18 protein-coding genes are annotated in these 21,054 nt (G+C 61.9%); 13 read left to right on the forward strand and 5 right to left on the reverse strand.

What is annotated here, in order from left to right:
• Positions 1 to 86 precede the first annotated feature (86 nt).
• The gene (locus C2L66_RS20890; protein WP_054935210.1) at positions 87 to 731 is read right to left on the reverse strand and encodes a VIT1/CCC1 transporter family protein; all 645 of its coding nucleotides are present in this window, start codon (positions 729 to 731) and stop codon (positions 87 to 89) included.
• Positions 732 to 1,322: 591 nt separating this feature from the next.
• Between C2L66_RS20890 and C2L66_RS20895 the strand changes: the two genes are divergently transcribed.
• From C2L66_RS20895 to C2L66_RS20915, 5 genes are all read left to right on the forward strand, one after another.
• Entirely contained in the window at positions 1,323 to 1,580 is a 258-nt protein-coding gene (locus C2L66_RS20895) for a hypothetical protein (protein ID WP_054935211.1), read from the forward strand.
• A 436-nt stretch (positions 1,581 to 2,016) separates the two neighbouring features.
• On the forward strand, positions 2,017 to 3,117 hold the full coding sequence (locus C2L66_RS20900) for an AI-2E family transporter (RefSeq protein WP_054935212.1): 1,101 nt from the start codon (positions 2,017 to 2,019) through the stop codon (positions 3,115 to 3,117).
• A 17-nt stretch (positions 3,118 to 3,134) separates the two neighbouring features.
• Entirely contained in the window at positions 3,135 to 4,685 is a 1,551-nt protein-coding gene (locus C2L66_RS20905) for a TolC family protein (RefSeq protein WP_060603262.1), read from the forward strand.
• Positions 4,682 to 5,809 carry an HlyD family secretion protein gene (locus C2L66_RS20910; protein WP_060603260.1) on the forward strand — a complete coding sequence of 376 codons (1,128 nt, stop codon included), beginning with the start codon at positions 4,682 to 4,684 and terminating at the stop codon, positions 5,807 to 5,809. The genes C2L66_RS20905 and C2L66_RS20910 overlap by 4 nt, the downstream gene beginning before the upstream one ends.
• Before the next feature lie 8 nt (positions 5,810 to 5,817).
• On the forward strand, positions 5,818 to 6,831 hold the full coding sequence (locus C2L66_RS20915; RefSeq protein WP_060603258.1) for a DUF2955 domain-containing protein: 1,014 nt from the start codon (positions 5,818 to 5,820) through the stop codon (positions 6,829 to 6,831).
• Between the two features lie 42 nt (positions 6,832 to 6,873).
• Here the strand turns inward: C2L66_RS20915 and C2L66_RS20920 are convergent, their stop codons facing one another.
• A complete protein-coding gene (locus C2L66_RS20920; protein ID WP_060606817.1) occupies positions 6,874 to 8,607 on the reverse strand; it encodes a SulP family inorganic anion transporter in 1,734 nt (577 codons plus the stop codon).
• Between the two features lie 458 nt (positions 8,608 to 9,065).
• On the opposite strand from C2L66_RS20920, the gene C2L66_RS20925 reads away from it, so the two are divergent.
• The 6 genes from C2L66_RS20925 to C2L66_RS20945 all read left to right on the forward strand — a co-directional run bounded on the left by C2L66_RS20925 (position 9,066) and on the right by C2L66_RS20945 (position 14,039).
• Positions 9,066 to 9,653 carry a BPSL1445 family SYLF domain-containing lipoprotein gene (locus tag C2L66_RS20925; protein ID WP_054935217.1) on the forward strand — a complete coding sequence of 196 codons (588 nt, stop codon included), beginning with the start codon at positions 9,066 to 9,068 and terminating at the stop codon, positions 9,651 to 9,653.
• A gap of 942 nt (positions 9,654 to 10,595) precedes the next feature.
• Entirely contained in the window at positions 10,596 to 11,003 is a 408-nt protein-coding gene (locus C2L66_RS20930) for a rhodanese-like domain-containing protein (protein WP_060603253.1), read from the forward strand.
• A 133-nt stretch (positions 11,004 to 11,136) separates the two neighbouring features.
• On the forward strand, positions 11,137 to 12,102 hold the full coding sequence (ftrA, locus tag C2L66_RS20935; protein WP_060603251.1) for a transcriptional regulator FtrA: 966 nt from the start codon (positions 11,137 to 11,139) through the stop codon (positions 12,100 to 12,102).
• A 39-nt stretch (positions 12,103 to 12,141) separates the two neighbouring features.
• Positions 12,142 to 12,714, forward strand: coding sequence for a nitrogen fixation protein NifQ (locus C2L66_RS20940; protein ID WP_060606814.1), 573 nt, complete (start codon positions 12,142 to 12,144; stop codon positions 12,712 to 12,714).
• A gap of 207 nt (positions 12,715 to 12,921) precedes the next feature.
• On the forward strand, positions 12,922 to 13,089 hold the full coding sequence (locus C2L66_RS40735; protein WP_158512164.1) for a hypothetical protein: 168 nt from the start codon (positions 12,922 to 12,924) through the stop codon (positions 13,087 to 13,089).
• Between the two features lie 26 nt (positions 13,090 to 13,115).
• Positions 13,116 to 14,039, forward strand: a complete 924-nt coding sequence (locus C2L66_RS20945; RefSeq protein WP_054935219.1) for a recombination-associated protein RdgC — start codon at positions 13,116 to 13,118, stop codon at positions 14,037 to 14,039.
• Positions 14,040 to 14,141: 102 nt separating this feature from the next.
• Here the strand turns inward: C2L66_RS20945 and C2L66_RS20950 are convergent, their stop codons facing one another.
• Positions 14,142 to 14,363: a hypothetical protein gene (locus C2L66_RS20950; RefSeq protein WP_036001337.1), complete on the reverse strand. Its 222-nt coding sequence runs from the start codon at positions 14,361 to 14,363 to the stop codon at positions 14,142 to 14,144.
• Between the two features lie 139 nt (positions 14,364 to 14,502).
• Positions 14,503 to 15,411 carry a glutamate/aspartate ABC transporter substrate-binding protein gene (locus C2L66_RS20955; RefSeq protein ID WP_060603248.1) on the reverse strand — a complete coding sequence of 303 codons (909 nt, stop codon included), beginning with the start codon at positions 15,409 to 15,411 and terminating at the stop codon, positions 14,503 to 14,505.
• Positions 15,412 to 15,620: 209 nt separating this feature from the next.
• Here C2L66_RS20955 and C2L66_RS20960 point away from each other — a divergent pair, with 209 nt between their 5' ends.
• Complete coding sequence (locus C2L66_RS20960) at positions 15,621 to 16,046, forward strand: hypothetical protein (protein ID WP_060603245.1); 426 nt, start codon at positions 15,621 to 15,623, stop codon at positions 16,044 to 16,046.
• A 1,021-nt stretch (positions 16,047 to 17,067) separates the two neighbouring features.
• Here the strand turns inward: C2L66_RS20960 and C2L66_RS20965 are convergent.
• Positions 17,068 to 19,392 (reverse strand): FdhF/YdeP family oxidoreductase, encoded by a 2,325-nt coding sequence (locus C2L66_RS20965; RefSeq protein ID WP_060603242.1) that lies wholly within the window; start codon positions 19,390 to 19,392, stop codon positions 17,068 to 17,070.
• 193 nt (positions 19,393 to 19,585) lie between these two features.
• On the opposite strand from C2L66_RS20965, the gene C2L66_RS20970 reads away from it, so the two are divergent.
• Positions 19,586 to 21,013, forward strand: a complete 1,428-nt coding sequence (locus tag C2L66_RS20970) for an aminotransferase-like domain-containing protein (RefSeq protein WP_054935223.1) — start codon at positions 19,586 to 19,588, stop codon at positions 21,011 to 21,013.
• The last annotated feature ends 41 nt before the right edge of the window (positions 21,014 to 21,054 follow it).

Here is a 21,054-nt window from a genome sequence, read left to right on the forward strand (position 1 = left end):
ATCGGAAAATGGACCATGTGCGGCAGGGCCGATACGCTGAGCGCGACGATGCGCGGCGCGCGCCGGTGGCGTTGGCGGGGCGTGAGTCAGCCGCCTAGCGCGATGATGATCGCGAGCAGCACGACGCCAATTCCAGACATTGCCACGCCGGACAACCACGGTCTTCCGCTCGTGTAGCGGCCGAGCGCATAGCCGCCAATGAACAGCGTGACGACTGCCAGCAGGTTCGAGATGCGCAACGCCAGCACGATCTGCGAAACGAAGATGAACGGGACGACGACCGGAAAAGTCGCCAGGACCACCAGAGCGAAGATGCCGAATGCCGCGGCATAGTCTTTCCCGCCAAGCCGGATAGTCGGCTCGCGCACCGTAAGCAGTTCCTGATGCAGCGCGTCTAGCGTCGCGGGCTGGACGACGGTTGCGAAAAGTTGCGGGAGCGCATCGGCAATCAGCTGGCGTGTCTGGGTTTTGTCATGTGCCGCCTGAAGCTGCATGAGCAACATCTTCTTTCGCCGCCGCTCAGTGGCCGTGCGTATCAGGTACATGACGGCATCCACGAGCCCCCAGGCGAGATTGCAACCGAGCGCTGTGAACATCATCGTCCGGACTTCCTGGTGTCCGGCCGTCGCAACGCTGAGCGCGCCCGTAAACGAGAGCGCCATCAGTACACCAAAGACGATCTCGGACACTCTGTCGATGGGGTCGAGCAAGGGCACGCGTTCGTTTGACATGGGAGGCGCTCCTTGTTGTTCTTGCCTGCATCAAGCCGATGGCTCGCAAATTCGTCGCAATCGCGTTGAGTCAATAGGCTTGCCTCGTATGCCGAGTATAGACGTTGTGCAGATCAACGCTGGCAGTAGCGCCTCGTGCGAACAGGTGCATTAATAGAGCCGGTATTGCCGGGATCTTTTCCAGCTCAAACATTCGCGCGGCTCTACCGTCTCCCTGTCGTGACCCTCATCTGGGCGGTTCTGCGAGGCGCGCAATGATCCGCTCGGCCATCGCGCGGTTTGTCGTTGGACCAAAGTCCAATACAACATTTCATTGGGCATGTATAGGCTGAAAGCTCCATTCATGCAGCGCAGGCAAGCCACGACAACCGTCGGGAGAATGCTTGCCCGCGGCGGTCAGGGAACCGGCGATGAAGCACTTCGCACACTATGTCGCAATGGTGTTGGCGGGCTTTCTCGTCCTTCTCCAGACGAAAGTCTTCGCAGCGGACGGCGACACGCTCATGCAGATCCGGGCGCGCGGCGTGTTGCGATGCGGTGTCAGCGAAAGGGTGGATGCAGGTTTTCGACCCATCTACGGGAGATCACATCATGCGGGAATGGAACCGTTGCTTTACTGCCCTGCTAGCTGCGATGTTTCTGGCGGCGTCTTCGGGAATGTCCTGGGCGACGGAGCAGGCGCAACAACGCCGGGCCGGGCGCGACGTTCGCCAGGATACACGTCAGGGGAGCCGTCACACCAAGCAGGACTGTCGCGCCGCGGATCAGAAAAGCAATTCGCAATGCCGCCAGGACAAGCGGCACACCAAGCAGCAAGGACGGCAGACGGCCCGCGACATCAAGTATTGAGTGGCGAATACTGGCAGCCGTCTATCTTGACGTGAACCAGACCGCCGTTTTGATTTCATTGAATTGACTGACAGAAAAGCGGCGGCGCAAATGGCGTATAGCCGTCTAGCCAGTACATTTCAGCGGACAGCTAATGCTGGACTTTGCGCGCAAATCGAGGCGATTTATTGTCCTTTTTTGAGGGTGCCCTAGACTCAGATTGACGAGGACGTCGACAACATCTCCTTGTAGCGGCTGCACGTCTCCCATGAGGGGTCCCCCGAGTGCCCGACCTCAACTGGAAGCGGTGCGCAGCCGACGGACAGTTCCTCGTATCTCCCGAGTTCCGGCGGCGCGCTTGCGAGAGAGCATGACGAGCCCTGGCCGGTTGCGGCCATGCGGGCAAACCGGGTTTGCCGTCGGGATACCTTCTCGACGACCTGCGAGGAGACGATCGATGCTGACCACGCCAACTACCCAAAAGGTGTTGTCCAGAGAGATGCTCGATGTACTGATCCGTGCTGGATTGATCGCGGTTCTCGCGATGTTCTGTTTCCGGATCTTTGCCCCGTTCCTCGACCTGATGGTATGGGCACTGATCCTCGCGATCACGCTCTATCCGATTCAGGCGCGGCTCGGAAACCGGTTCGCCAACAAGAACGGCCTGATCGCCAGCCTGATCATCCTCGTTGCGTTCGGCGTCATCCTCGTGCCGACGTATCTGCTGGGCGTCGCCGTCGCTGGCTCGATCGAGCACGCAATGGCGATATTCAGGAGCGGCAGTTTCCGCATTCCGCCGCCTGCCGAATCGGTCGCGAGTTGGCCTCTGGTCGGCCAGCGCGTGTATGACTTCTGGGCGCAGGCCTCGACTGACCTCACGGGTCTTGCGCAGCGATTCGCACCGCAACTCAAGGAAGCCGGCCTCGCTTTGCTGGGCACGGTCACCGGTCTCGGAGCGGGCCTGCTGATATTTTTCGTCGCGCTGATCGTGGCGGGCATCTTCATGGCGCATGGCGAGAAAGGACACCGCAGCGCAGTACTGATCGCCTCACGCATCTCAGGACCTGAGAACGGTTCGCAGATTGCCGATCTATGCACGTCGACGGTACGCGCAGTTGCGCAGGGCGTGGTCGGTATCGCGTTCATCCAGATGCTGCTGATCGGCATCGCGTTTATCGTCATGGGCATTCCAGGCGCGGGTCTGCTCTCGCTCGCCGTTCTGCTGATCGGCATCATGCAGTTGCCCGCCACACTGATTACCGTTCCCGTGATCGTCTTCGTGATTGTTACGAAAGGTGTGAGCACGGCGACCATCGTCTTCTCGGTGTATGTGTTCATCGCGGGCCTCGCCGACAACGTGCTCAAGCCGCTGCTGCTCGGGCGCGGGGTCGCCGTACCGATGCCCGTGGTGCTGATAGGCGCGCTCGGCGGCATGGTGACGGGCGGTGTCATCGGCCTGTTCATCGGTCCTGTGATGCTCGCGGTGGGCTATCAGCTGTTCTGGCGATGGGTAAAAGATCAGCAGGATCCCCAGCAGTGCCAGAAGCAGCAGCGTTGAGTTGCCGGAACCGCGCCGTGTCGCCTTCGACCCGCGCATACGGAATGGCGGCACTGCATGCGGCAGCTTGCCTGAGCGGATGCATGCGCGTGGGGCCGGACTTTCATCCGCAGCATGAAAGCTGGAGCGAACACTGGAGCAGCACGTCGATCGAGCAGGTCACGCAGCAGGCGGCGCAGCCTGACGTGCGGCAGTGGTGGCAGATATTCGACGACGGGAATCTGGAACGTCTGATTGCCGAAGCCGACGCAAACAATGGCGACCTGAAAATTGCCGGCCTGCGCGTGGTCGAAGCTCGCGCGCAACTCGGCGTCGCGCTCGCGGGGCGCTACCCTCAGGTGCAGCAAGTCAACGCCGACGTGCTGTATTCGGCGCGCAAACGCTCGGATGGATTCAATCCGCGCTCGGGTGGTTACTGGCAGTACGGCGCGGGCTTCAGCGTCGGATGGGAGCTGGACTTCTGGGGGCGTTTCAGCCGGGCCATCGAGTCGGCCGACGCCGCCTTCTTTGCCGCGCAAGCCAATCGCGATGCCGCCCTGGTCCTGTTGCACGCACAGGTCGCCGATACGTATTTCACGCTGCGCACCGCCGAGGCGCGGCTGCACATCGCGCGTGAGAACGCCCAGTTGCAAAAGCGCAGTTACGAGATCGCGCAAAAGCTTTTCAAGAGCGGGGAGACGGATGAACTGGACCTGCAGCAGGCGAAGACGCAGTATCTGGGCACGTTGAGCAGCATCCCGGAGCTCGAAAGCCAGGCCGTGCTGTCGCGTCACGCGCTGTCCGTGCTGCTGGGCCGGCCGCCCGGTCCGTTGCCGGAACTCGACATGCAGCCAGGCAAGGCGGGCGTGGTGCCGCTAGTGGACCATGCCGTGCTGCAGGACGTTCCGGCCGATCTGCTATTGCGCCGGCCCGACGTTCGCGCTGCCGAGTATCAGATGGCCGCGCAATCGGCGCTCATCGGCGTGGCAAAAGCCGACCTGTATCCGTCCGTGTCGCTGGTGGGCTCGCTGGTCTGGAGCGCGAGTTCGCTCACGGGATCGCCGAACACGCTGGCGGTCGTAGCCGGCCCGAGCGTCACGTGGAACGTGTTCGATCATGGCAGGATCATCAACAACGTGCGCGTCCAGGATGCCCGGCTGCAACAGTTGACGGTCGGCTATCAGAACATCGTGCGCGAAGCGGCGCGCGAGGCCGATGACGCCGCGACGGCGCTGATCGCCGGGTTGCAGCGGGACCGCATCCTGAACGACGCGCAAGGCGCGGCGCGTCGCTCCCTGAAGCTCGCCAATACGATCTACCGCGAAGGCTATTCGGACTTCCAGCGCGTACTCGATGCGCAGCGCGCCCTGTTTGCCCAGCAGGACGCCTATATCGTGAACCGCAGCAATGCCGCAGGCAGTCTGATCGCGCTGTACAAGGCGCTTGGCGGAGGCTGGTACACGGAGCAGCCTCTCGTCGATTCCGCGACCCGCGCGCAGATGCAGCAGCGCACCGACTGGGGCGACTTGCTCAACGAGCCGGACGCGCCGTCGGCGGCAGCGATTCCGTCCGCAGGTTCGTCCCGATGAGCGACACGCCCGAACCCTCCAATGCCGCACCGGCACCCACAGCGCCGCCCGGCGCCGATCGCTCCGGGAGGGCCGTGAAGTGGGTGGTCGGCCTGATCGTCGTGAGCCTGATCTGGTATCTGCTCGCCGACCGCTTTACCCCTTATACGCAACAGGCGCGCGTGCAGGCGTATGTGGTGCCCGTGGCCGCGGAAGTATCGGGACGGGTGACGCGCGTCCTCGTGCATAACAACCAGGAGGTCAACGCGGGTGACGTGCTGTTCGAAATCGATAGCGAGCAATACCGGATTGCAGCCGACCGCGCGCGCGCCGACCTCGAGTCCACGCGCCGTCAGATTGGCGCCAGCACGGCGGGCATCGATTCGGCGTTGGCATCGCTGCGTGCCGCCATCGCAAACGAGGTCAAGGCGCGACAGGACAGCGAGCGGCTCGAACGACTGTATCGCGAAGACGAGGGCACGATCTCGCTGCGGCGCCTGGAGGTGGCGCGAGCGACCCACGAGCAGGCCCAAAGCCAGGTGTCGGCCGCGCGCGCCGAGGTGCAGCGCGCACGCGAGCAGCAGGGCGGTCAGGACACGGAGAACGCGCAATTGCGCAGCGCGGCCGCCGCCGTGCAAAAGGCCGAACTCGATCTGGCACACACGCGGGTAACGGCTCGCTCAGGCGGCGTCGTTACCGATCTGCGTGCCGAGGTCGGCCAGTTCGCGGCGGCCGGCAGTGCGGTGATGACGCTGATCGCGATTCGCGACGTCTGGGTCAGTGCGGACATGACCGAGAACAATCTGGGCCACCTGCGGCCGGGCACGCCTGTGGCGATCGCGCTGGACGCACTGCCGGGCGAAGTTTTCGAAGGACGGATTCGCAGTATCGGCTATGGCGTGAGCGTGGGGCAAAGCACGCCGCCCGGCAGTCTGCCTACGGTGCAGAACAGCCGCGACTGGCTGCGCCCCGCGCAGCGCTTTCCGGTGATCGTCGAGTTCGAGCGGGACGAGCGCGCGCGTCTTCGCAACCTTCGGGTCGGCGGGCAGGCTGAAGTGATGGCATTTCCGGGTCAGGGCAATCCCCTCAATCCGCTTGGGCGCGTGTTTCTGCGCGCGATGAGCTGGGTCTCGTACCTTTATTGACGACGTCCATGGAAAACACGCTCGAGGTGCCCAGTCGTCGTGCGCTGCGTGTTGCGACAGGGACGGCGCTCTGCCTCACGATCAGTTTCGCGCTGGATCTGCCGATTCCCGTGGTCGCGCCCGTGTTTGCCGTCTTTCTGCTCGCGACGCAGAACCGGCCGCTGTCGCTCAGGGCAGGACTGGCTTTCGCATTGGTCGTCGCATTGACTACGGGCAGCGGCCTGCTGGTGGTGCCGTTACTTCGGTATTACGCGTTCGCGGGCGTGCTGATCATCGGGCTGATGCTCTTTCTTGCCTTTGGATATGGACTACGCGGCGGGAACAATCTGGTTGCTACGTTTCTGGTGGCGGGACTGACGATGGTCTCCGCAGCGGGCACAGCCGACTTCCAGCTAGCCATGACGGTAGTCGGCGCACTCGTGAAGGGGCTTCTGCTTGCCGTGCTGATGGCGGCCCTCGTTCATGGTCTGTTTCCCGAACCCGCGAGCACGCAGCCCGCGCCCGCCAGGAAGGCATTGCCCAACGAACAGGCCGTACGTATCGCGCTGCGCGCCGTGCTCGTGGTCATGCCTGCGTACCTGCTCGCGATGACCGATCCGGCGAGCTACATGCCCATCATCATGAAGTCGGTCAGCCTGGGGCGGCAGAGTTGCACCACCACGGCGCGCAGTGCGGCGCGCGAACTCATCGGTTCGACGCTGCTGGGTGGCTTGCTCGCAATCGCATGCTGGTTTGCACTCAGGCTCTTCGTGCACTTGTGGATGTTCTTTCTGTGGATGCTGCTGTTCGGTCTGCTGGTAGGACGCAAACTTTATCGCATCAGCCCGACACGCTACTCGCCGGGTTTCTGGCTGAACGGGCTCGTCACGATGATCATCCTGCTCGGCCAGTCAGTGCAGGATAGCGTGGCAGGCAAGGACGTCTACACCGCGTTCGCGGTGCGCATGGGACTCTTCCTTGCCGTGACGGTCTACGCGTGCCTGATGCTTCAGCTTTTTGACCGTTACGGCCGCGCGCGATGACGGGAGTCCGCGCGCATTCGCGGCGGGAACGGCTCGCATCTTTCAGGTGCCCGATTTGCCCAGATGGTCGTCGACGGCAGTGCCCAGGGTCGGATGAAATCGTTCGTCGCCAATGAGGTCCATCAGTTCGAAACGCTTGAGCTTGTCGCGCACGGGGTCCTTCAACTCGGCGAAATGCAGCGCGATGCCGCGCTCGCCCAGAATCCGGATCAGTTCCCGCAGCATGTCGGCGGAGGTGACGTCCACGCTGGTCACGGGTTCGGCGGCCACCACGACCCTGCGTACGGGTGTTGGCGATTCGTCGACGGCCTCCAGCACGCGCTCCTGGAACAGTTCGGCGTTGGCGAAGAACAACGGCGCGTCCCAGCGAAACAGCACCAGCCCCGGAATCCGCGTGGCGTGCGGATAGCGCTTGATGTCGTGGTATCCGCGCACGTCTTCCACGCGGCCAAGAACGGCGTAATGGGGTCGCCAGCCGTCCCACAGAAACTCGATGACCGCGATCGCGATTGCGATGCCGATGCCGGGAATCGCGCCGAAAACGGCAACACCGGCAAAGCAGACAATGGAGAGCCAGAACTCCCATTGCTGGATGCGGTAGATACGCCTGAGATCGGCGAACTCGAACAGGCCGATGGCAGCTGCAATGACGACGGCGGCGAGGGCGCTGTTGGGCAGGTATCGCATGAGATTCGGAGCCGCCATCAACAGTGTTGCGACGGCCAGCGCGCCCACCACGCCCGTCAATTGCGTTTTCGCGCCGGCCGCTTCCGCGACTGGCGTGCGCGACGAACTGCTGCTGATCGGGAAACCCTGGAAGAACCCGGCCGCCAGATTGGCCGCGCCGAGGCCCACCATCTCCTGGTTCGGATCGACGCGACTCTTGAAACGTGCCGCAAAGCTCCGCGACAGCACGCTGGTATCGGCGAACGCGACCAGCGCAACGGCGCAGCCACCCACCACGATTTTGCCCAGATCGGCGCCGCTCGCCCAAGGTAGTACGAAGGACGGCAGTCCTTGCGGGATCTTTCCAAGCACTTTGACGCCCAGGCTATCGAGGTCGAAAACGCTGACGCTGAGCGTCGCGAGAATGACCGCGATCAGAATGCCCGGTACTTTTTCGAAACGTTTCAGGAAGAGGATCAGTGCGAGGCTTCCGGCACCCACTGCAAAGCTGTACCAGTTGGCTTTCCCATCCGCGATGGCCGTGCCGAGGCTCAGCAGGTCTCTTAGCGGACCTCCCTCGTCGATGGAAATGGCGAACAGCTTGGGCAACTGGCTGATCAGAACAGTGATTGCAATGCCGTTCATATAACCGTACCGGATGGGCTTCGAGAGCAGTTCGGTAATGAAGCCTAGACGTAACAACCCCATGCAGATGCAGAACATGCCTGAGACGACAGCCATCATGCTGGCGACGGCAATGGCGCGCGCCGGATCGCCCGGTGCGATCGAGATAACCACGGCCAGAATCGGCGCTGCAAGGGCGGAGTCCGGGCCCAGTACGAGAATACGGCTGGGTCCGAAAACGGCATACACGAGCAGCGGGACGATCGTCGCATAGAGCCCGTAGACGCCGGGCACGCCGGACGCCTCGGCATAGGCGATACCGACAGGCACCAGCATGGTGGTGAGGACAAGTCCGGCGGCGATATCCCTGGGCAGCCAGCTGGCCTGATACTCCCTCAGCATGGCGAGGCCGGGCAGCCAACGCAACCATCGGCGGGTTCCGGTTGCAGCATGCCCGGCGCGGGAGATCGATGTGTCGGGTTGCATGATCGCGATGTGATTGAACGGTAGTGGCAAGCCAGACTGGGGAGTCATCGTCTAACGCCTAGAATAGTTCAGGCATGCAAAAGACAACAGAACGCGGGACTATCGTAAGTACTAGTGCGGGTATGGGTTCTTTTGCGTGTTTTCCCGGTGCTTTCCTCCTATGTAACTGCGCCTGGTCGACAGGAAATGAAAGATCTCTGGTTCAGATCACGTCGACGGCAACCCGTGGCGTTCCTGCAAGATGCCGCTCGCGCAGATTGGACCAAGGTCCAATACCCCCATTGCTATCTAACGAATAGACTGATTGGCGACGATATTCCGTGCCCGCTCACGATTGTGCATTGCTGCTTCATGCAGCCATTTATGTGAACTGCGGTAAGCGTCGTCTTTGAGATGTTGGGTTATCGCATTTGTCCACCGCAAACATACGTCGACCCTGAGTCACGACGGAGGCGAACATGAACAGAAGAGGCTTTGTACAGATGGGCAGCACTGCGCTTACGGTCGCGGGCCTGACACTCGCGGTTTCCCCGCTGACCCTGAGTGACGCGTTTGCCGGTGAGTCGAACGCGGCTAAACGACAGGAAATCGATGCAAAGGTGAACCGGACCCTGTCACGGCTATACGAGACAGTAAAGGGTTCAAAGGAACTCGTCGCAAAGGCGAATGGTGTTCTCGTGTTCCCCTCTGTGCTGAAGGTCGGTTTTATTGCGGGTGGCGAATACGGTGAAGGTGCGTTGCATGTGAAGGGAAAATCGGCCGGCTATTACAGCACGGTGTCGGGCTCGTTCGGCTTGCAGGCAGGTGCACAGTCGAAGGCCGTCATCTTCCTGTTCATGACGCATGATGCACTCAACGACTTTCGCAATTCAAAAGGGTGGTCGGTTGGTGGTGAAGGGTCGGTGGCGCTGTTAAAGGTTGGAGCCAATGGAGAGATCGATACAACAACGGCCACTGCACCCGTCGAAGCGATCGTGCTGACCAATGCCGGCCTGATGGGGGACGTGTCGCTTTCCGGCACCAAGGTGTCGCGACTAAAGATCTGACGGCCAGACAGCGGGTTCGTCCGATCCGGTTATTTTCGATTGCTTAAGGCCGCGAAATGACCGCTGGCAGCACTTGACGCGATGAAGTTAATCCCGTGAGCCCGGTAGAAAATATGCCGTAAAAACGAATGAAATTGAGACGATCCTGCTTTTTTATACCGATATCGCCGATGCGTGGCCGATGGGTGACTAAACTTAGCGAAGGTGTTGCGCACTGACAGAAGGCAGACACCACATGCGGCTCGCGCACGTCAGCAGGCAACGCCGGAGAAGTTGGATACGGCCCGAATGGGCCATCAGCACCAGCAAGGCAACGCCATGGAATTTCTGTTATTGGCCACGATTTTCCTTACTTCGACTGGATTTCTTGTCAACGCAGGGGTCTCGCAGGCCCCGTCGGCGGTTACTGCGCCTGCGTCTGCGTCTGTGTCTGTTTCCGGCGCTAGCGAAGGCGGGGCTATGCTGCAGCCCGCTCCTGAATTCCCAGGCATGAATGGCTTTCTTCTTGCGCAGCCTGATAGGGCGACTGTTGCCAGCGCATCGCCGAACTAATGCCTGAAGGTGGCGCCGATTGCGGCCACAACGATGTCCTCGAACAAGGTAAGTTGAAGTCGGAGTCGAGAATCAAAAAACGGTCGAGTGATACAACTTTTATCCCTGACCGTCATTCGACTCGTGCCAGAAACTTTGACCTCAGCCTGCGAGCTGCGACAGCAGCAGGTTCATCGAGTGCGGCTGCCGGACGGTCGCCGCAACGAATTTGCCTCCCACTGGTCCGATCCGGACACGACCGCCGCCCACGACCGACGCGATGTTGACCGACCGCATGCCTTTGACGGTCCGATGGCGTGATGTTACCGCGAGTAGTCGCTTGCGCCACTGTCGTGCGTTGCTATCGAGGCGGAAAATGCACCTCATTGCAACTGATCGAGGAGCTACAAGATGTCACCCGTCACCGCTGTTGCCGCTGCTGATAGCACGGCCGCGCTTGCGCATTTCGCGGCGTCGCTCGCCTTCGAAACCGATTGTGCCGATGTGCACGCGGCGTTGTCAGGAGGCCCGAGCACAACCGATTTCGTGTTGCTCGATGTACGAAGTCCGGCGATGTTCGCGCGAGGTCATGTGCCGGGCGCCGTTAGTCTTCCGCATGGCAAGATCGTCGCGTCGAAGCTGACGGATTATCCTTCCGACACGCTGTTCGTGACGTATTGTGCGGGTCCTCACTGCAACGGCGCGACACGCGGAGCCATCCGGCTGGCCCAGCTCGGTCGCCCCGTGAAGATCATGGCCGGAGGCATAACCGGATGGATAGATGAGGGCTTTCAACTCGCGACCGTCGAGGCCGCATAGTGCACGCGAGTTTGGGAGTGTGGTGCGAGCGCCGCACGGCAGGCAGGGAGAGATTTCGCCAGTGACCGGTGACCGGAAAGCGGGCCGCACGCCCGCGAATGGCGCAACTTCTGATCTCCGGTAATATCACGCCATGCAAGATCATCTCGTCGCGGCGCTCGTCTACGACCGCCTGTGCACTTTCGAATTCGGTTGCGTGACCGAACTGTTCGCGCTCGAGCGCCCGGAACTCGGCGTGAAGTGGTATCGCTTCGCCGTTTGCGCGGTCGAAGCGGGGCCGATTCGCGCGGCGGGCGGGATCGGTATTGCTGCGCCGTATTCGCTCAAGATGCTCGATCGGGCGTCGACGATCGTCGTGCCCGGCTGGCGCGATCCCGACGAGCGTCCGCCCGAGCCGCTGCTGAAAAAAATCCGCGCGGCCGTGGGGCGGGGCGCGCGTGTCTGTTCGATCTGCTCGGGCGTGTTCGTGCTGGCTGCGGCGGGCGTGCTCGACGGCAAGACGGTCACCACCCACTGGCGGTACGCGGACAAGTTGCAGCAGCGCTATCCGCAACTGCGCGTGAAGCCCGATGCGCTCTATGTCGACGAAGGCCAGGTGATTACGTCCGCGGGATCGGCGGCCGGGCTCGACATGCTGTTGCATCTCGTGCGGCGCGACTACGGCAGTGCGATTGCGAACCGTGTCGCGCAGCGGCTCGTCGTGCCGCCGCATCGCGACGGCGGCCAGGCGCAATTCGTGCCGCGTCCGATGCCGCAGGACGACGGCGGCCGTCTCGCGCGGCTGATGGACTACGTGCGTGCCAACCCTGCGCTCGCGCATACGCTGGCGTCGCTCGCGGGCCAGGCGGCGATGAGTCCGCGCACGTTGCAGCGGCAGTTTCGCGACGCGACGGGCATGGCGCCTTACGACTGGCTGATTCGCGAGCGCGTGGCGATCGCCCGCGAACTACTGGAATCGCCCGCCGATCTGCCGATGTCGCGCGTCGCGGAACTGGCCGGCTTCAGGTCCGAGGAATCGCTGAGGCGGCATTTCCGGCGCATCGCGTTGACGAGCCCCGGTGCGTATCGGAAGAAGTTCGGTGCGTCGGCTGTGGCGTGACGTCGCTGCGCCATGCTCGATGCGACAGGGGACGATTGCATGACAACGGAGTCGAATCACGCACGCGACGCGGAAGTCGCGCGGCTGCTCGATCACGCGCCGCAGCGCAACGCAGCCGATACCATCATGTTCGCGCGGCTGATCGGCGCGAAGCTGGCGAGCGGCGAACTGCTGCATCTCGGCTTGACGCGGGCTGCGCTCGAAGCGTTGCGCTCACGTCATTTCCCGGACGCGAAGTCCTTGCATGCCGTGCCCGAGCCTATCGCCGTGCACGAACATCGGCCTTTCGTCGATGCATTGCACGCTTTCCTGCTGCATCACGAGTCCTCGCTTGCGGCGACGGATGACGACGCACTATGCCTCGCGACGATCATCGCCACGGCGTGTCTGCGCCCCGATCACTTGTGGCGCGATCTTGGACTCGACGGACGTGCCGATGTCACGGCGATCCTCACGCGCCACTATCCGCAACTCGTCGCGCGCAACACGGATAACACGCGCTGGAAGAAATTCCTCGCGCGCGAGCTGGCGGGTTCCCAAGGCCGCGAGCCTGCGCCCGCGCCGGGCTGCCCCGGTTGCGAAGACTACAGCTTCTGCTACCCATCGCGCTAAACCTGTTGCCATGCTGCGCGTAGGCAATCGCGCAAACCCGGACGTAGACACTCGAAGTTGAGCGAGACTCCTACCCGGCATCAAAAAACATCGCTTCATCGTCGAATAAAACGGACCGCACAATCGCGATGCCATGTCACGCCCCTGCGTCGGCGCGGCGGGTCGCGTCATCCGCGCGGCCGATCACAACCTGATTCAAGACCTTCCATGCAGATGGATTTTCATGGGCATCCGGAGATGTGGAAAACGTGGGTGCCCGCCAATGTCGCGGCGAAGGTGCGGGCGGGCCTGGCGGGCCGATTGCGCAACATCTGGGTCGGAAAAGTTGGCGGCGTGGTGAAAACAAAAATCGGCCGCGCCGCCGCTGTCATATAGAATGACGCGCTTTGCCCGTTCTCGCCATGTGGTTCAAGAATCTACAGCTTCACCGTCTTCCCGCTCCGTGGAAAGTGAGCGTCGAGCAAATGGAAAAGTGGCTCGAGCCGCACGCGTTCCAGCCGGCCAACAGCGTCGAGACGACGCGTCAGGGCTGGGCGTCGCCGCGCAATGACGGCTCGCTCGTCTACTCGACCAACAAGCAGCTGCTGCTCACGTTCCGCGCGGAAAAGAAACTGCTGCCCGCTTCCGTCGTCACGCAGGTGACGAAGGCACGCGCGCTTGAACTCGAAGAGCAGCAGGGTTTCAAGCCCGGCCGCAAGCAGATGCGCGACCTCAAAGAGCAGGTCACGGACGAACTCCTGCCGCGCGCATTCAGCATCCAGCGCGATACGCGCGTGTGGATCGACACGGTCAACGGCTGGCTCGCGATCGATTCCGCCTCGCAGGCGCTTGGTGACGATGTGCTCGGGCTGCTGGTCAAGTCGGTGGATCGTCTGCCGATCACGAGCGTGCGCGTCGCGCAGGCGCCCGTTTCGGCGATGACCAACTGGTTGCTCGCGGGCGACGGCCCCGTCAATTTCACGCTGGACCAGGATACCGAGCTGCGCTCGCCCGCCGAAGGCAATGCGACGGTGCGCTATGTCGGTCACGCGCTCGAAGCGGACGACATGCGCCGTCATATCGAAGCGGGCAAGCAGTGCATGCGTCTGGCGATGACGTGGAACGACCGCGTGTCGTTCGTGCTGACGCCGTCGCTGACCATCAAGCGCGTCACGCCGCTCGACGTCATCAAGGAAGCCGCCGATCCGACCGCGCAGAATGACGACGAACAGTTCGAGTCCGATTTCACGCTGATGACGGGCGAACTGGCGAAGATGCTGGACGGCATCGTCGAAGCGCTCGGCGGCGAACTCGACGACGGCATCGCGTCGGCCAAGGCCGCATAACGCGCGCCGCCGTGCCGGCGCGCTGTCACGCCAGCCGACACAGAAAGGCCCGCGCGAAGCGGGCCTTTCAGTTTGCGCAGGGTGCCCGGCGCGCCGCGTCAATCAGTCGAACATGTTCCTGAACGCAACGGCGACGATCACGGGCACGCACATCACAAGCGGTATGGCGAAGTAAGGCACTTCGAGATCCACGTACCAGCTATAGACGAGCCAGCCGATCCCCGCACCCAGCGTACCGATGCCGATGAGCGCGGTCATGACGTTCAGCAGCGTGGGCGACGGTTTCCAGCGCGTCTTTTGTTCTTTGGGCGAAGGCGGGTTCATTGCGGCTCCGAAGCAGATCGTCACGAGTTGCTATTCGTTCGATTTTACTCCGGCGGCTTGCGCGCGGCTCAATAACCGTCGCCCGTCGCGGCTGCCCCGAAAGGCTCATGAAGGGCGGCACGGGTGTCGGCCGCCAGACTTATTCGAACGCCTTGTCGTTCGGATTCTTGTAGAGGGCGCGCAGGTTCTCGCTCATCGGAAAGTCGAAGTTCATGTTTTTCGGCGGCACGGGTTTCATGAACCACCTGTCGTACATTGCGTCGATCTCTCCGCTCTTCATGACCTGCGCAAGCGTGTCGTCGACGATCTTGAGGAAGGCCGGGTCGCCCTTGCGCAGCATGAAGCCATACGCTTCCGACGACTGCGGCGTGCCGGTGATCACCCAGTCAGCAGGCTTCGCCGTCAGCGTGCGCGTGCCCGCGAGCAGCACGTCGTCCATCATGTAAGCGACGGCACGGCCCGTCTCCAGCGTCATGCGGCCTTCGCCGTAGTCCTTCGCGCTGATGATCTGCATGTTCATCTTCTTTTCTTCGTTCATCTTGCGCAGGATGCGTTCCGACGTCGTGCCCTGATTCGTCACGACGGTCTTGCCGGCCAGATCGGGAAAGTCCTTGACGCCGGAATCCTTGCGTGTGAGCAGCCGTGTGGTCGCGACGAAGAACGTATCGCCGAACGCGACCTGGTTCTGACGCGACGTGAGGTTCGTCGTCACGCCGCATTCGAGATCGACGGTGCCGTTCTGCACCAGTGAAATACGATTCTGCGACGTAACGGGAATGAAGCGCACCTGCAGGTTCGGCTTGTGTGTTTTGGCCTTCACTGCGTCGATGATCCGGTTGCACAGATCCTGCGAAAAGCCGATCACCTGATTGTTCGCATCGACATATGAGAACGGCACCGACGTCTCGCGATGGCCGATCGCGATCAGATTGGCGGCCTCGACTTTGGCGAGCGTCGGCTGCGCGTCCTGCGCGGTGGCAACCGTCGTTGCGGTGAGGCAGGGCGCCGCGACGCACAGGGCAAGCGCGAGCGAAGTCAGTCGGTTCATTGCAGGTCCTCTGGTTGAATCGGTAGCGTGTTTACGAATGTTGCCATGAAAATAATTATTGCAACATATGTTTTACCCTTAAATGTATTGGTGGCAGCGGCTGGGCGCAGTCAATGTGCATGGCACGCGGCGGTGGCATGATGAATGCGGCCGTGCTTTCCACTGTGGCCCTGTGTACCTGTCCATCAACGAGATCAAGGAGAAAACCGATGCACGCCGTTCGCCAATGGATCGCTGGCGTTGCCCTTGCCGCGACGCTCGCCGCGCTGGTTCCGTTGCCTGCCGCTGCGCAGGCCAACGCGGGCGCTCCGCCGCCTGCACCCGCCGGGGACGGCACGTTCTTGCTGACGATCTTTCTGAAGCACGACCAGTCGAAGCCGCTGCCGAAGATCAACCAGCAACTGGCCGAGCAGGGCTTCTACAAGGCGTTTCCGCCGCCCGGCATCGAAGTGGTGTCGTGGTACGTGATGATGGGGATCGGGCAGGTCGTTACGCTACGCGTGCCGGCCGACCGGCTGCGCGAAGTGAACCGTGCGATTGAGGAGACCGCGTGGGGCGGTTACAGCACCGATTTCTACCCGACCTATGATTACAAGGCGATTGCCGAGCAGGCGCGGGCGAAAAATGGCAAATGAGTTGCCGGTTGGTACCACGGTTTGTCGGTTTGCTTGATTTGCTGTTGGCATCCGCGATTTGGCTTTGCGCTGGCATCCGCGTTACGTTAGCGAGCTTCACGCGTCGCCCCTGTGCGGGGCGGCACCTACTTTTCTTTGCCGCCGCAAAGAAAAGTAGGCAAAAGAAAGCGGCTCACACCGCCAATTCTTGACGTTTACCCACGGGCCCCCAACGTCCCCATCCTTCACACGCTAGTGCCCTGGTGAGTGCCCGTTGCCAACGCTCCGAATGAACGCCTCACCTTCTTCAAATACCCGTACCCGGTCAAGCGTCAGCGAATGGTATGTGCCGCCCAGGTGGCAAACTGTGTGTAGGTTGTCGCGTCGTATAGCTTCGCGTTCTTACCGGGTGGGGCGCGTGCGCAATCGGTCTGGAGTGAAGGGTGTGGAGCACCGAGGGCCGACACACAGTTTGCCACCTGGGCGGCGGTGGACTGTCTGGCAGGGCGTGCTGTAACGCGGGTATATGAAGTGGGTGAGGCGTACAGATAGCGCGTTGGCAACGCACGCAAATAGATATGCTGGTGCGTGAAGCGTGGGGACGTTGGGGGCCCGTGGACAAACGTCAAGAGCTGGCGGTGTGAGCCGCTTTCTTTTGCCTACTTTTCTTTGCGGCGGCAAAGAAAAGTAGGTGCCGCCCCGCACAGGGGCGACGCCTGAAGCACGCTAACAATTCGCGGATGCCAGTAACAACCCAAGCACACCAAGCAGCCGCTGTCGCAGCAGCACAAAGACAAAGCAGGGTGCCGCCCCGCACAGGGGCGACGCCTGAAGCACGCTAACAATTCGCGGATGCCAGTAACAACCCAAGCACACCAAGCAGCCGCTGTCGCAGCAGCACAAAGACAAAGCAGGGTGCCGCCCCGCGCAGGGGCGACGCCTGAAGCACGCTAACAAACCGCAGATGCCAGCATCAAATCAGTCAAACCACACCAAAAGCGTCGCAGACAACAAAAAACCAAAAACCCAAAAAACCAAAAAATCATGCCGCCCGCGCCGCAGGCGCAGAACACGCCGACAACAAAACCGGAATCGACTTCGAAGTCGGCGTATTACAAACATCAGCAACACTGGACAACGGCACAAGCGGATTAGTCTCCGGATAATAAGCCCCGAGACACCCACGCGGAATATCATACTCAACGAGCAGGAACTGCTCAGCCCGCCGCTCGATCCCATCATCCCAGATGGTTTCCATATCAACCCATTCGCCCGGCTTGAATCCAAGCATCGCGATATCCGCAGCATTCGCAAACACGACGCGCCGCTGGTTATAAACCCCGCGATAGCGATCATCGAGCGCATAGATCGTCGTGTTGTACTGATCATGCGACCGTGTCGTCATCAGGACCATCGCACGTTCACCGTGCAACTTCCGCGCGCGTTGGATCGGCGTATCGCGCTGAATCTGATGCACGACGAAGTTCGCCTTCCCCGTCCCCGTCTTCCAGTCGCGTTCACGCGAAGCAACCCGCAGATGAAACCCGCCCGGCTGCTCGATCCGCTTGTTGTACTCGTAAAATCCATCGACCGACCACTCGATCGCATCGCGAATCTTCGCGTAATCACTCGCGTAAGCAAGCCAGTCCACCTTCGCGCTGCCAAGCGTCGCCTCGGCAATCTGCGCAACGATCCGCGTTTCCGACATGAGATTGCCCGACGCAGGCGTGTTCATCCCGTACGACACGTGAACCATGCTCATCGAATCTTCGACAGTCACACCCTGCGCAATGCCGTTCTGCAAGTCGATTTCAGTGCGCCCGAGCGTCGGCAGAATCAGCGCCGCCTTGCCGTGCACCAGGTGGCTCCGGTTCAGTTTGGTCGTGATGTGCACAGTCAGGTCGCAGGCGCGCAGCGCGTCCCACGTGCGCGGCGTGTCGGGCGTCGCGATCGAGAAATTGCCGCCCAGCCCAATAAACACCTTCACGTGGCCTTCGAGCATCGCTTCGATCGTCTCGACCACGTCGTAGCCGTGCCCGCGCGGCGGCTCGAAATCAAATACCTTGCCGAGCCGGTCGAGAAACGCGTCGGTGGGCTTCTCCTCGATGCCGACCGTGCGATTGCCCTGCACGTTCGAGTGGCCGCGCACCGGGCACAGGCCCGCACCCAGCCGGCCGATATTGCCGCGCATCATCATCAGGTTCGACAGCATGTGCACCGTCGGCACGGAATGCTTGTGCTGCGTGATGCCCATGCCCCACGTCGAGATCACACGCTTGCCGTTCACGTAGATGCGCGCGAGGTTCTCGATGTCTTCGCGAGACACACCCGATTCTTCGACCAGCGCTTCCCACTCCTGCTCGCGAAGATCGGCGGCGAACGCTTCGAAGTTCGCCGTGTGTTCGTCGATGAACGCAACGTCGAGCACACGCTCGGCGTTCTGCTCGACAGCGAGATCGTCGAGTTCCAGCACGCGCTTGGCCACGCCCTTGATCAGCGCGAAGTCGCCGCCGATCTTCGGCTGGATGAACGTCGACGCGATCTGCACACCCGAAGTCAACATATCCGCCACGTGCTGCGGGCTCGCAAACCGTTCGAGCCCGCGCTCGCGCAGCGGGTTGATCGATACGATGGTCGCGCCGCGTTTCGCGGCGTCGCGCAGTTCGTTGAGCATGCGCGGGTGATTCGTCGCCGGATTCTGGCCGAAGATCAACAGCGTATCGGCGTGCTCGAAGTCTTCGAGCAACACCGTACCCTTGCCGATGCCGACCGTGGCCGGCAAGCCGCGGCTCGTCGCCTCGTGGCACATGTTCGAGCAGTCGGGGAAGTTGTTCGTGCCGTACATGCGCACGAACAACTGGTACAGGAACGCGGCTTCGTTGCTCGCGCGGCCCGACGTGTAGAACGCGGCACGATGCGGGCTGTCGAGTCCTTTTAGATGCTTCGCGATCAACTGATACGCGGCGTCCCACGAAATGGGCTGGTACTTGTCCGTCAGCGGGTCGAACACCATCGGATCAGTCAGGCGGCCATGCTGTTCCAGCGTGTAGTCGTCCTGCTTCATCAACTCGTCGACGGTGTGCTGCGCGAAGAACTCAGGCGTCACGCGCTTGCTCGTTGCTTCCGCGGCAACCGCCTTTACGCCGTTTTCGCAGAACTCGAAGGTGGACGCGTGCTGGCGGTCCGGCCACGCGCAACCCGGGCAGTCGAAGCCGTCCGGCTGGTTCTGCTTGAACAGCGTCTTGTACTTGCCCCCGGCGACCTTCTCCTTGACGAGATTGATAGCGACGTACTTCAATGCGCCCCATCCGGCGGCAGGCCCCGTGTACGGCTCGATGCGGCCAGGCTTGGTGATGGTCTTGTCCATGTGTTCTCGTGTCCGGTGTGGCTTGATGTTGAGGCTAGGGTAGTGGGGAATACGCGTACCCGGCGTGTACACAATGTGCGATAGAAAAAGAGTACAGTTGCGACTGTTATCGTCTGAAACGCTCGAATTCGGTGAACTGTGCTCAAAAATTGGGCGGGACGCCCGTCCGCTGTGCCTACGACAGAGGCCTCTCTTGAAGCTTTACGAAGAACTGGCGAAGGAAATCGAAGGGCAGATCCGGCGCGGCGTGTTCCGGCCGGGCGAGCGCGTGCCGTCCGTGCGGCAGACCAGCCAGCACCGGCAAATCTCCATCACGACGGTGTTGCGCGCCTACCTGATGCTGGAGAGCAAGGGCGTGATTCAGAGCCGCCCGCAGTCGGGCTACTTCGTGCGGCTCGGTGCGAACGATGCGCCGCCGCCCGTGCAGGAACTGGACGTATCGAAGCCGATCGCCGTGTCCGCGCAGGTCGACGTGAGCCGGCTCGTGCTGTCGACGCTGCGCTCCATCGGCAGCGACGAGGCCGTGCCGCTCGGCTCGCCGTATCCCGATCCCAGTCTGTATCCGTTCCAGAAGATCAACCGCTACGCGCACTTGATAGGCCGGCGCAAGACGCAATGGGGCGTCACCGATGAATTGCCGCCGGGCAATCCCGACCTGATCCGGCAGATCGCGCGCCGTTATCTGGAGAACGGCATCGCGATCGATCCGAACGAGATCGTCGTGACGGTCGGCGCAACGGAGGCGATCAATCTGTGTCTGCAGGCGGTCGCGAAACCGGGCGACACGGTCGCCGTCGAATCGCCCACCTTCTACGCGATGCTGCACGCCATCGAGCGCATGGGCATGCGCGCGATCGAAGTGGCGACGCATCCGCGCGAGGGCATGGACCTCGGCGCGCTCGCCCACATTCTCGACAAGCGCAAGATCGCCGCGTGCATGGTGATGCCGAACTTCCAGAATCCGCTCGGTTTCCAGATGCCCGACGACAAGAAGCGCGAACTCGTCAAGCTGCTGACGCGGCACGATGTGCCCGTCATCGAGAACGACGTTTATCACGAGCTGTACTTCGGCGACGTGCATCCCGGGGCGCTGAAGAATTACGACAAGAACGGGCTGGTGCTGCATTGCGCGTCGTTTTCGAAGACGCTCACGTCGGCGTACCGGATCGGCTGGGCGATGCCGGGCCGCTACCGCGAACAGGTCGAGAAGCTCAAGTTTCTCAACACGCTCACCACGCCGTCGATCCCGCAGCTCGCGATTGCCGAGTATCTGAAGCAGGATGGCTACGAGCATCATCTGCGCAAGCTGCGCAAGGGCCTCGCGCAGCGCGCGAAACTGATGACGACATTGGTGACGCGCTTCTTTCCCGAGGGCACGCGCGTGTCGCATCCGATGGGCGGCTACGTGCTGTGGGTCGAGCTGCCGCGCAGCGTCGATTCGATGCATCTCTACAAGCTCGCGCTGGAGCACGGCATTACCGTCGGGCCCGGCTATATGTTCTCGACCACGAACGGGTATAGCCATTGCATCCGCTTGAATTACAGTTATGCATGGTCGCCGGAAATCGAGAGCGCACTGATGACGGTCGGCAAACTGGCGGCCGCGAGCCTGCGCGAATGAGCTGACCGAATGAGATGACGATTAGTCGAGAGGAGAACCGG

The organism is Paraburkholderia caribensis (genome assembly GCF_002902945.1).
GTDB classification, from domain to species: Bacteria; Pseudomonadota; Gammaproteobacteria; order Burkholderiales; family Burkholderiaceae; genus Paraburkholderia; species Paraburkholderia caribensis.

Coding starts and splice junctions, on each gene's coding strand:
- C2L66_RS20945 (WP_054935219.1), top strand. CDS start 13,116: ATGTGGTTCAAGAATCTACAGCTTCACCGTCTTCCCGCTCCGTGGAAA.
- C2L66_RS20915 (WP_060603258.1), top strand. CDS start 5,818: ATGGAAAACACGCTCGAGGTGCCCAGTCGTCGTGCGCTGCGTGTTGCG.
- C2L66_RS20925 (WP_054935217.1), top strand. CDS start 9,066: ATGAACAGAAGAGGCTTTGTACAGATGGGCAGCACTGCGCTTACGGTC.
- C2L66_RS20930 (WP_060603253.1), top strand. CDS start 10,596: ATGTCACCCGTCACCGCTGTTGCCGCTGCTGATAGCACGGCCGCGCTT.
- C2L66_RS20950 (WP_036001337.1), bottom strand. CDS start 14,363: ATGAACCCGCCTTCGCCCAAAGAACAAAAGACGCGCTGGAAACCGTCG.
- C2L66_RS20890 (WP_054935210.1), bottom strand. CDS start 731: ATGTCAAACGAACGCGTGCCCTTGCTCGACCCCATCGACAGAGTGTCC.
- C2L66_RS20955 (WP_060603248.1), bottom strand. CDS start 15,411: ATGAACCGACTGACTTCGCTCGCGCTTGCCCTGTGCGTCGCGGCGCCC.
- C2L66_RS20900 (WP_054935212.1), top strand. CDS start 2,017: ATGCTGACCACGCCAACTACCCAAAAGGTGTTGTCCAGAGAGATGCTC.
- C2L66_RS20920 (WP_060606817.1), bottom strand. CDS start 8,607: ATGCAACCCGACACATCGATCTCCCGCGCCGGGCATGCTGCAACCGGA.
- C2L66_RS20965 (WP_060603242.1), bottom strand. CDS start 19,392: ATGGACAAGACCATCACCAAGCCTGGCCGCATCGAGCCGTACACGGGG.
- C2L66_RS20940 (WP_060606814.1), top strand. CDS start 12,142: ATGACAACGGAGTCGAATCACGCACGCGACGCGGAAGTCGCGCGGCTG.
- C2L66_RS20910 (WP_060603260.1), top strand. CDS start 4,682: ATGAGCGACACGCCCGAACCCTCCAATGCCGCACCGGCACCCACAGCG.
- ftrA (WP_060603251.1), top strand. CDS start 11,137: ATGCAAGATCATCTCGTCGCGGCGCTCGTCTACGACCGCCTGTGCACT.
- C2L66_RS20895 (WP_054935211.1), top strand. CDS start 1,323: ATGCGGGAATGGAACCGTTGCTTTACTGCCCTGCTAGCTGCGATGTTT.
- C2L66_RS20960 (WP_060603245.1), top strand. CDS start 15,621: ATGCACGCCGTTCGCCAATGGATCGCTGGCGTTGCCCTTGCCGCGACG.
- C2L66_RS40735 (WP_158512164.1), top strand. CDS start 12,922: ATGCAGATGGATTTTCATGGGCATCCGGAGATGTGGAAAACGTGGGTG.